Here is a 10416-nt window from a genome sequence, read left to right on the forward strand (position 1 = left end):
GCGGCCGATCTCGTTGACCTCAGTGTCGCGTGATTGGTCTAATCGCCGCCCGCGTGAAGAACGCGCAGCACTGCGAGGGTGGGGAACGGGCACGTGGCAGGACTCGACAATGTGAAACTCAAGGCGCTCCTGGCGGATGTGGCGTCAGGCTCCCTTCAACTGCCCGACTTCCAGCGGGACTGGAAGTGGGATGACGATCGAATTCGAGCCATTATTGCGACGGTGACGCTCGACTACCCCCTGGGCGTGGTGATGACGCTGGAGACAGGGGGTGACTCACCGTTCCGTGCCCGTGCCCTCACCGGCGCGCAGGTGGCGGACGAGGTGGCGCCCAGCCTGCTGCTCCTCGACGGACAGCAGCGTCTCACCTCGCTGTTCCAAGCCCTGTTCCAGGACAGCCCTGTCGAGACCACCGATGCGCGTGGCAACCCTGTCAGGCGCTGGTACTACGTGGATGTCAAGAACGCGATCGGCTCGCCCGCTGACCGCGACGAGGCCATCGTGTCCGTACCGGAGGACAAGGTCCAGCGGTCCAACTTCGCCCGAAGCGTCGTCCACGACCTGACCACTGCCGAAGGCGAGTGCGCTGCCGGACTCTTCCCCCTGAGCATCGTCTTCGACACCGCGAAGGTGAATGCCTGGCGACGAGCGTACGAGAAGATGGACGACGGCCATTTCGACCGGTGGAGCCGCTTCGAGGAGCAGGTCCTGGAGCCCGTGCGCTCCTTCCAGGTACCCATGATCAAACTGGCGGCCTCCACCTCCATGGACGCGGTGTGCGCCGTCTTCGAGCGGGTGAACACGGGGGGCGTTCCCCTCAACGTGTTCGAGCTCCTGACGGCGACCTACGCCGGTGACCGGGCCTACCGCGAGCGGACCGGAGACTACTACCAGCTGCCGCAGGTCTGGCGGGCGATCAAGGAGGACCTGGCCGGCCGCCACCCTGTGTTCGGACGGCTCGAGGCGGGCATCGACGACGGGCTGAGCAGCAGTGACTTCCTGCAGGCCGTGGCGCTGGTCCGCACGTGGTCCCGGAAGCAGGACGGCCAGGGCACCGGCGTCTCCTGCAAGCGCCGCGACCTCCTGGAGCTCCCCCTGGCGGACTTCGAGTCGCTCGCGCCGCGGCTTGCCCAGGCGTTCACCTGGGCCGGCGCCTTCCTCGAGAGGCAGTGCATCGTGCGCGCCGCGGAGCTGCCCTACCGCACCCAGCTGGTACCTCTCGCCGCGGTCAGGGCCATCCTCGGGGAGGCCACCGACAGGCTCGGTGCGGAAGACATGATCACGCAGTGGTATTGGTGCGGCGTGCTCGGTGAGATGTACGGCGGCTCCACCGAGACCCGCTTCACACGGGACGTCGAACAGCTGGTGGCATGGGTCCGGCGCGAGGGGCCCGCACCGGAGACCGTCACCGACGCCTACTTCTTCCCGGAGCGGCTGGACACGCTCACCACGCGGAACAGCGCTGCCTACAAGGGTATCTATGCGCTGCTCATCAAGCAGGGCGCGGTGGACTGGCACTACACGGACGCGCCGCTGAAGCCGAGCCTGATGGACGAGTACGGTGTGGACGTCCGGCACATCTTCCCCCGGGCCTGGGTGCGCCGGAACCAGGACGGGGCCAAGTCGTCCCCCGCCAACTCCATCGTCAACAAGACACCGCTGTCCCTGCGTGCGGCTCAGGCCCTCACCGGCGCACCCGGTAGCTACCTCGACTCGCTCGCCGCTGCCTCCGACATGCGTCGTGAGTGGTTCGACGACGTCATCGCGACGCATCTGATCGATCCGTACTTCCTGAGGAACAACGACTACGAGGCGTTCTACGCGGCGCGGGCCAAGCAGCTCGAGGACATGGTGTACGCCGCCATGGGCAAGCGGACGATCCTGCGCGACATGACCGACGGCAAGGCGGTCAAGTGAACCAGAAGCCGAGCACCGAGGAACTCCTGGCGCTCAAAGGCACGGAGGTACCCCTCGGGGAGCTGCTGGACCTGTTCGGCGTCCGCGTGCGCCGGCCTTGGAACGTGCACGAGATCGCGGAAGCACTGACCGATGCGGGGCTCGCCACCCTGCCGGACTTCGCCACCTGCGCTCCGGGCGAGCGCGTCCAGGTCGTCCCTTTCGCCACGGCCGTGCAATCCGAGCCCGAGGCGGACGACGCCGACACCGCGGAGCGGGATCCCCTCCCGTCGGCCGCGCTGCCCCAGCGGCTCCGCATCGGCGACCTGCCGTCGGCCCGTGGCGGGGTGCGGTGCGTGTCCCTCACCACGGAGCTGTCCCAGGCGACGTACCTGATGCGCCAGCGAGGCTATGCGCAGATACCGGTCACGACGGGCATGACAACGATCCACGGCGTCATCACGTGGCGCTCACTGGCCCTCATGTACGAGCGGGGGAAGGAGAGCAGCCTGGAAAACGCCATGCAGCAGGAGTCGCTGCCGCTGGCCGACGCGCGGCAGGAGTTCTTCGCGTGCCTGCCCATGCTGTCGGAGCACGGCTACCTTCTGGTCCGCGGCGAGGACGGAAGCCTGTCCGGCATCGTGACACAGGCCCACGTGGTCGGCCGCTTCGAGAGCGCTGCCCGCCCCTTCTTCCTGCTCGGCGAGATCGAATCCCTCCTGCGCCGGTGGCTGGGATCCAGGCTCACCGAGGAGGCGATCAAGGCGGTCCAGACGAACAAGAAGCCGGAGCACCGCTCGGGCAGGGTCGAGGACCTGGCGTTCGGCGACTACGTCTACCTCCTCAACGGCGAGCAGAAGAAGCAGACGATGGCCCAACAGGCGGACCTCAACTGGGCCGCGCTCCAGTGTGAGTCCCTGGACCGCGGCCAGTTCGTCCGCCATCTGCAACGGGTGAAGGACGTGCGGAACCGCATCGCTCATTTCGACGCGGAACCTTTGCCCCTCGAGTCGATGCGAGAGCTGACGGCCTTCACCACCCTGCTGCGTGACTACGCCGGCTGAGCCACCGCCTACACCCCGAACTGCAGCTGCAGCAGGCTCCTGTCGAGACGGAGCGTCCGTCCGTCCGGCAGGGTCTGCAGGACCTGCACTCCGTCGTAGTTGAGGACCTGCCGCAGCACTGCGGCAAAGCCGTCCGCGCGGCTGGCCGGGTAGCCGACGCGCTGCGCCACAGCCGTCACGGGCAGGGTGCCGCCGGCCTCCAGGAGCGCCAGTATCGCCTTTTCCAGCTTGTCCAACGGAGGCTTGCGGGCCAGTAGCCCGACCTGGTCCTGGAAGGCCGCGGACGCGAGCAGTGCCGTGACGAGTGCCTCGTCCGGCGTGACCAGAACGGGTGTGACCAGGGCACCCTCGCCTTCGGCCGCCGGTACCAGAGAGACGTCGAAGAGGGAGTCGTGGGTCTGGGCGAGTTCGGCCTGCGCCTTCGTCGGCTTCTGCCGGCTCGGCTTGTCCGGCGGAGCGGGCGAGGGGGAGGCCTGGGGGACGGCCGCAAGCGGCTTCTGCTCCTCCAGGAACCACCACGCCGGACGCTGATCGCCCAGCTCGCGCCAGCCCTCGGGGGGCGTCGCGCCGAACGGCAGGAAGGCGAGCACGGGGATGGTGAACTCGCTGAGGGAGGCTCCCCCGTGGTAGCCCGCCTTGAGCGCGGTGTACCGCGAGTCCGCATCCCACAGGGCGACGATCGAGCCGCCCGGCTCGGGCCAGACCACACGAGGCCCCGACAACACGACCTCCGCGGCCGCCAGCGGCCCACCGGGGGCGCGGTGCCGCGCCGAGTCCGGGGCCGTGGCACTGACCTTGACATCGCGGCGGTCCACGACGTGGCCGTGGTCGCTGGTGAGGATGACGGCCATGCCCTGAGCGGCGGCGACCCGCAGCAGATCGCGCAGCCGCCCTATCTCGTCGAGGCGCCAGGCGCCGTCGCCGAGCTTCTGTTCCTTGGCGAGGCGGTCGTCGATGGTGTTCAGAACCACCGCGACGTGCGTCCGCCCGTCACCGAGGGCTTCGGTGAGTGCGGGTCCGAAGGTGTCGCCCGAGCCCTCGGCCCGGAGCTCGTCCTTGTGGAAGACCGCGGCCGGGGCGCCGTCCCAGAAGGCGTGGGCGGGGAAGAGCTTCTTCTCCTCGGCCTGGGTGCCCTTCGTCAGCCTTCCCGCGAACAGGGACGTACGGCAGACCGTCGTCAGCGTGGGCAGGGCCGCGGCCATCGCGCGGCGGCGTGGTGCACCCTCGCTCATCGGGTCGAACTCGGCCCAGGAAGACCGCAGCTCTTCACCGAGCTCGCAGGCGATCGCAGCGCTCATCCCGTCCAGGACCAGCAGGAGCACCCGGCGGTCGGCCCCGCGGCGGACCACCGGCTTCACGACCCGGTCCAGGAAGGTCTCCACCGTCAGCATGGAGCCGGGCCGGGTGCCGGCGGAAGTCCAGCCGGACAGGGTACGGGCGAACTCACCGTCGATCTCGCGTCGCTTGAGGCGCACCCGCTCGCCGAGCACGTCGTACGCCGACTTGAGGACGGGGGTGGGGTCGCCGCCCGCTTCGATGTGTTCGAGCGCCCGGTCCACCCACCCGGTTTCGTTGATGTGCCGTTGCAGCGCGTCGGCGACGGTGTCGGAGGAGACGGCCGGGTCGCTGGCCAGCCACTGCGCCACCCGCTGTGCCATCCGCGCCCGTTCCACCCGTGCCAGGACGTCGGGACCGCCGGCCCGCTTGTGCCGGCCGAGGGCGCGTACGGCATCGGCGATGACGAGGGGCTGCCCGCCCGACAGAGCTCGGCCCACCGCTGCGAAGCGCGCCTCCAGGCCGGCTGCGAGCAGCGCGCTGGTCTCGGCGGCATCCTCCGCGCCGAATTGGCGGACCAGTACGGAAGCACGGTCCAGGACGGTGTCGCTGAGCCTCCGGGCCTCGCGCGCGGCCTCGGTGTCGCCACCGGTACCGCGGGCCGCGGACGTCAGGAGCGAGGCGACGTACTCCTCGGCGGCGAGGCCGAACCGGGACACGAGGAGATCCAGTTCCTCGCCCTGGGCGAGGGGCTGTTCGCCGAACCAGCGCTCGGCCCGTCCCCGTGCCTTGTACGCGGAGGCATCCGGTCGGCAGTGCACCCACAGCGCTGCGCAGACAAGGCCGAACGCCACCGCGTCCGCGCCGTGGTCGGCCTCGACCAGCGCGAGGAGCGCCCGTCCGGCGTGGCCGGCCTGGTCCTCCTCCCCGAGGAACGCGGCAAGGCCGTCGCGCTCCGGACGGCGCAGCTTCAGGAGGAGTTCGGGTCCGCCGGCGGACAGGGACCAGCCGAACAGCGCGTGGGGGTCCAGGGCGTCCCCCGTCGGTGTCCGGCCCGCTGATTCCGCCTCCTCGTCGTAGCGGCCCAGTCGTAGCCGGCGCAGGGCCAGGGAGGACAGCGCGGTACGCCGGGAGAGCATGCCGCCGGCGACGGGCGGCCAGCCTCCTCCCTTCGGCGGGGTGGCGTCGAGCAGGGCCTCCGCGGCCCAGTTGGATTCCTTGAGACGCGGGTCGACCTGCTGGGCACGGAACGCGTCGCGGACCACATCCCAGCTGTCGACCGTGTCGACGCGCTTCTTGTGGGCGCGCGCGAGGATGGCCGGATCGAGCTCGTTCTGTTCGCGGTCGGTCAGGACGACGAGCACGGCCGGCCCGTGCACCCTGCCGTCGAGGTGGTCCAGCAGCAGTTCGTGGACGGCGAGCGGCGAGGGCGCGGCCGCGATGCGCGCGGCCAGCCCGTCACCCCAGGAGGGCTCGGCCGGGCCGTCCCACTGGGGCGCGGAGCGCAGCAGCACGGCACGGCGTCGGCCGCTCCCGGCCAGAGAAGCGGTGAGAGAGCTCTGGGACGACAGGTACTGGGTGACGGTCGCGAGGTTCAGCCGGACGGCGACCGTGGTGGAAGTGGTGCTCATCCGCCGACGACCCGCCAGGTGATCTCGACCCTGGCGCCCGGCTCGGCGGCGGCCAGCTCCGCCAGCTCCGCCTGGAGTTCGGCCACCGCGCGCGAGGCCGTGGTCGTACCTCCACCACTCGTGCGGTACTTCCGCCCCGAGGCGGGGGCGGGTGACGGCTGCTGCGGCTCATACGGGATCCGGGGGTCGCTGGTGGGTGTGTCCAGCGGGACGTCGGAGGGTCCGGGGGCGGGGATCGGGGCTACCGGCGGCGGAGAGACAGTCCGGTTCCGCTTGACCAGGGCCAGGACCTCGCGCTGGGTGCGTGCAAGTGCCTCTTCCAGCCTGTCCGTGCGCTGCTGTTCACTGCGGGCCACGTTGCGCAGGGACTCAAGGAGGGCCTCGCCTTCCGGGCCCTCGGCCGACGCCAGCTCCAGCGTGCTCCAGGACGCGGCGGCCAGCGCTTCGGCGACCTTTCGCGCCTGGGCGATGGACGTCCCGTACTGCTCCGCGCTCGCCTGGCCGAGGTCGAAGCGGGCCAGTGCCTCGACTGTCTTCTTCGCCCCCGCGGCGCCCTGGCCCGCCGTCCCGGTCAGGACCTTCAGCAGTTCCACGGCCTGCCGGGCGAGTGCGAGGCGGCCGGTCTCACCGGTCTGGTCGAGGTGCAGGAACCCGGCGTGGTCCTCCAGCCGCTGGACGAGTTCGGCGGCGGGTTCCTGGAAGGCACGGGCCTGCTCGGTGATCTGTCGGGCGAACTGGTTGACGATGCGGCCGCGCAGGAGGGTGGGCGCCGTCTGACCGAAGACCGCGGCGAAGCGCTGCCGGGCCGTCTCCCAGTCCTCGGCGGAGGGCAGGGGCTGGCTGCGCAGGGCGTCGCGGTCCTTGATCTGCGTCAGTTCCGGGGCGGGGTCGAGCGGCATGCCTTCCCGCACCCAGACCCGGTCATCCATCTCGGCGAAGGAGGCCACGACGAGCCGGACGAGGAAGTCGGGCAGTCCGCGGGGGGTGGGCTTGTCGCTCCAGTCGGTGAGCGTGATCAGAGTGAGGTCGCTGGTGACGCCCTTCTCCCGGGCGAGCTGGCGGAAGTGGTCGGCCCAGAACGTGGACAGCTCGAAGTACGCCTCCTTCTGCTGCCCGAGGCGCAGCGGACCGGCGATCCGCCGCATCAGCGCACGGTCGCCCGCCGGAACCTCGGCCCGGTGGTCGCGGGCTTCGGCCGCGGCCCGGACGTGGGTGAAGACCTTCCTGGCGTCGGCGGCCTTGACGACCGTCCCGGTGTTCTCGGGGTCGAGGTCGGGGTGGTCGGGGAACTGGGTGGCGAGCAGCTTGCCGGCGATGTGCCGGATGCCGTCGCGCAGCGACTGCCCGAAGGAGAGGGTGAGCCCGTCGACCTCGCGCAGCGACTCCAGGTGGTCGCTGAAGCCCAGCTCCACGTCCGCCGGCTTTTTCTCGGCGAGTCCGTACGCCTGCTTGAAGGCGGCCTTGACGTTCTTCAGCAGGGATTCGCGCTGGGTCTCGAGGAGGCCCTTGGCGCGGGCCCGGTTGTCGGCGTTCAGGTGGCCGGCGTACTGGCTGTCGAAGCGCTGGTCGTCGGCGAGCGCCTTGTCGATGACGACGAGCCGGCAGAAGTCGGCGTACCGCTGGCTGGAGAGGTGGGTGGGCAGCCAGGCGACGGTGCGGGACCGCTCGTCCTGCTGCTTCTCCCGCAGGCGGCGGATGCGGTTGGCGTCCTCGACGGGGCCGTACTCGCCGTCGTCGAAGGGGAGGTCGATGGCGATGCGCCAGCGGCCTTCCTCGCGGGGCATGAGGTCGTGGTCGGGCAGCTCGTCCTCGTCCGCCATGTTCCCGAAGATCACCTCGACGGCGCGGCTGGTGCCGCGCCAGACGAGGTTCAGCTCGTCGACCAGCTGGCCCTGGCTGAGGTCGAGCTCCGCCGCGAGCAGCCGCTTGGCGAGGGCGAGGCGGTTGCCCGGGTTGTTGTTGACGTTGGCGTTGGCGATGACCGAGTCGACGTCGACGCCGGAGAGCTCCAGGCGGACGCCCGGGTTGGCATCGGTGCCGGTCTCCTTGATCTCCGGGAAGCGGCCCGCCCAGTCGGCGACCTTGTTCTTGAGGATGCCGTACTCGCGGCCCGGGATCGGGGCGACGACCGAGCCGTAGTTCAGCGCGGACAGACGGCGGATCGTCAGGTCGGCGAGGGCCGGAACGCTCGGCGCGAGCGCGGAGAGGAGGAGCGTGCCGATGATCCGGTTGTCACCGACGAAGGTCTTCACCCGGCCGCGCAGCTCCGGGTCGGTGAGCGTCTCGGGGCGGTGGGTGTACTGCTCGACGTCCTCTTCCGACACGTTGTACGTGGCGAGGAGGAACGGGCGCAGCTTGGTGCGGTAGAGCTTGTCGGCGGCCTCGAAGACGACCTTGAGGCTGTCGGTGAACGGCTTGTCGCCGCCCGCGGTGATCAGCGGGTACAGGTCGCCGACCGGGATCAGGTCGCCCAGGCGCAGCTCGTGGCGGTGGTCGGCGAGGAGCTGGCCCATCAGCTTCATGCCGGTGCGGTTGCGCTGGAGCGCGGAGGAGACGTGGACGAGCGTGTCCATGAAGGCGGGGGAGAACGGGTAGGTGAGCCGGAAGCTCTCCTCGTCGGCGCCGACGCCGTCGGCGCCGCGGTCGGAGCCGAGGAGGGTGTCCCACACCTCCTGGCGGACCTTGCGGGTCTTCTCGAACTCGGCGGTGATGAGGGCGGCCGCCTCGGCGTCCTTGGGCCGGAGCAGGCGGGCGTGTGCGACCTGGGGGAGGTTGCGGTCCTCCAGGGTGATCTTGTCGAACCGGCCGGAGGCCTGGTTGAGGGTGTCCTGGATGGAGGACTCGGCGGCCCCGGACAGCTCCTCGCCGACCAGCTCGCGCAGGTCGCGCTGGCGGGCGATGAACGACACGATCGGGATGGCCCGGCGGGCGTCGGCGCCTTCCACGAAGTTGGTGATCTTGCCGGCCTCGCGGCCCACGAACTTCTGGTCGTGGATGAGGGTGGCCAGCCAGAGGATCAGCTCGTCGAGGAAGAGGATCAGGCCGTCGTAGCCGAGGGACTTCGCGTGTTCGGCGATCACGGACAGGCCGGCGTCGAGCGAGATGAAGCCGTGCTCGTTCTCGTGGGCGTTCTGCGTGAAGCCGGGCAACAGGTTGGTGCTGGCGTCCTGGACCAGGCGGGCGCGCAGCTCCACGGGGGTGGAGGGGGTGACGAGGTTGAGCGCGTACCCGGCTTCGTGGATCTCCTCGGCGGCGAGCGCGGTGTCGAGGAGGGCGGGCGTCCAGGCGAAGGACTCGCCCCACTCGTCGTCCTCGTCCGCCTCCCCGCCGACCGTGCCGAGGCCCTTGATGACGGCCTCGTCGCCCATGCGCTCGCGCATGGCGTGGATGTCGGCGAAGAGGGAGTCGGTGCGGTAGACCCGGGGGGTCGGCGCCTCGGGGTGGAGCTTCTTGACGTGGCTGACGTAGGTGCCGAGGACCCGCTGCTCCAGGGCCTTCGCGCCGAGCATGTGGTACGGGACGAGGAGGAACTTCTTGCCGTCCGTGGTGAGCCACTCGTGCTTGGCGAGTACGGGGTCGAAGTCGGAGCGGCGGTGGGCGGCCGGGCTGCCGCTGAGGAGGGCGTGCAGCACGGCCATGAAGTGCGACTTACCGGAACCGAAGGAACCGTGGAGGTACGCGGCCTTGGAGGTGTGCCCGTCGAGGGAGGCCTTGATGAGGCCGAGGGCCTCGTCGAAGTTCTCCAGCAGCCGTTCCGTGACGACGTAGTCCTTGAGCGCGAGCTCGGCACCCTCGGGGGTGGTGGCCTCGGAGAGCTGCAGGACGAAGTCGGAGGTGGAGATCGACTCCTTGATGTCGATCACATCGCGGAGGAGGGGCGGCTGCTGGGCCATTGCGCGTCTCGCTCACCTTCTGACGGCGTGCGCCGTCGCAGTCCGTGCCGGTACCGGGACAAGTTCCTCCGACATTGTCCGGCATCCTCGCTGGTTACGGGCCTGATGGGCGCAAATATCCGAGGATCGGGACGGCGGCGGCCACTGACAGCGGAGGGGCGCGGGAGCGGCCGGCCGGCTCAGCCGCTCGGACGGGGCCTACGGCTCCGGGCGTTGACCTCTGCGAGGCGGGCCCGGAGCACTTCCGCGGTGCTGACCGGCTCGGTGTCTTCCGATTCCGCTTCCCAGGCCCGGCCGCCGGTGAGGGGGCGGATCCGGAGGTGGGGGCCGATGCGGTCGGTGACGATGCCGAGGCGGTTGTGGCGGGTGTCCCGGACGATCGGGCCGATGGCCGGGGCGGGGCCGGGACCGGGCAGGTCGTCGGCTGTCATCGGGAGGCGCCCCGAGTGATCACTTCTGCGAGGGCGTGTGCCACGGGTGCGGAGCACTGCCCGAGGTGGACGAAGGCGTAGCGGGCGCCCTCGGCCCAGGGAGTACGGATGTCCATGGCGGGCAACTGGATGCCGGCCCGGGTGAGGGCGGTGGCGAGGGCGTCACGGGCGTCCATGGCTTCCTTGACCTTGAGCTGGGCGGGGGTGGCGGGTCGGGGAGCGGGCA

Annotated in this window: 6 protein-coding genes; 2 read left to right on the plus strand and 4 right to left on the minus strand. The window is 70.5% G+C overall.

Annotated features, from left to right (window positions below; genetic code table 11):
* The first annotated feature begins 93 nt into the window (after positions 1-93).
* Together HYE82_RS05825 and HYE82_RS05830 are read left to right on the plus strand one after the other, a co-directional pair.
* On the plus strand, positions 94-1917 hold the full coding sequence (locus tag HYE82_RS05825) for a DUF262 domain-containing protein (RefSeq protein ID WP_114054610.1): 1824 nt from the start codon (positions 94-96) through the stop codon (positions 1915-1917).
* Positions 1914-2960 carry a CBS domain-containing protein gene (locus HYE82_RS05830; RefSeq protein WP_179172837.1) on the plus strand — a complete coding sequence of 349 codons (1047 nt, stop codon included), beginning with the start codon at positions 1914-1916 and terminating at the stop codon, positions 2958-2960. Before HYE82_RS05825 ends, HYE82_RS05830 begins: the two co-directional genes overlap by 4 nt.
* Positions 2961-2968: 8 nt before the next feature.
* Here HYE82_RS05830 and pglZ read toward each other — a convergent pair whose 3' ends face one another.
* From pglZ to HYE82_RS05850, 4 genes are all read right to left on the minus strand, one after another.
* Positions 2969-5866, minus strand: coding sequence for a BREX-2 system phosphatase PglZ (gene pglZ, locus HYE82_RS05835; RefSeq protein ID WP_179172838.1), 2898 nt, complete (start codon positions 5864-5866; stop codon positions 2969-2971).
* Positions 5863-9759, minus strand: a complete 3897-nt coding sequence (locus tag HYE82_RS05840) for a phage resistance protein (RefSeq protein WP_179172839.1) — start codon at positions 9757-9759, stop codon at positions 5863-5865. Before HYE82_RS05840 ends, pglZ begins: the two co-directional genes overlap by 4 nt.
* Before the next feature lie 179 nt (positions 9760-9938).
* The gene (locus HYE82_RS05845; RefSeq protein WP_179172840.1) at positions 9939-10190 is read right to left on the minus strand and encodes a hypothetical protein; all 252 of its coding nucleotides are present in this window, start codon (positions 10188-10190) and stop codon (positions 9939-9941) included.
* Complete coding sequence (locus HYE82_RS05850) at positions 10187-10366, minus strand: hypothetical protein (RefSeq protein ID WP_179172845.1); 180 nt, start codon at positions 10364-10366, stop codon at positions 10187-10189. Before HYE82_RS05850 ends, HYE82_RS05845 begins: the two co-directional genes overlap by 4 nt.
* Positions 10367-10416: the final 50 nt, after the last annotated feature.

Origin of the sequence: Streptomyces sp. BR123 (assembly GCF_013401435.1) — a bacterium.
Classification (GTDB): Bacteria; Actinomycetota; Actinomycetes; order Streptomycetales; family Streptomycetaceae; genus Streptomyces.

Bases quoted from the DNA above. Each gene is read 5' to 3' on its own strand.
- pglZ (WP_179172838.1), bottom strand. From the start codon at position 5,866: ATGAGCACCACTTCCACCACGGTCGCCGTCCGGCTGAACCTCGCGACC.
- HYE82_RS05840 (WP_179172839.1), bottom strand. From the start codon at position 9,759: ATGGCCCAGCAGCCGCCCCTCCTCCGCGATGTGATCGACATCAAGGAG.
- HYE82_RS05845 (WP_179172840.1), bottom strand. From the start codon at position 10,190: ATGACAGCCGACGACCTGCCCGGTCCCGGCCCCGCCCCGGCCATCGGC.
- HYE82_RS05850 (WP_179172845.1), bottom strand. From the start codon at position 10,366: ATGGACGCCCGTGACGCCCTCGCCACCGCCCTCACCCGGGCCGGCATC.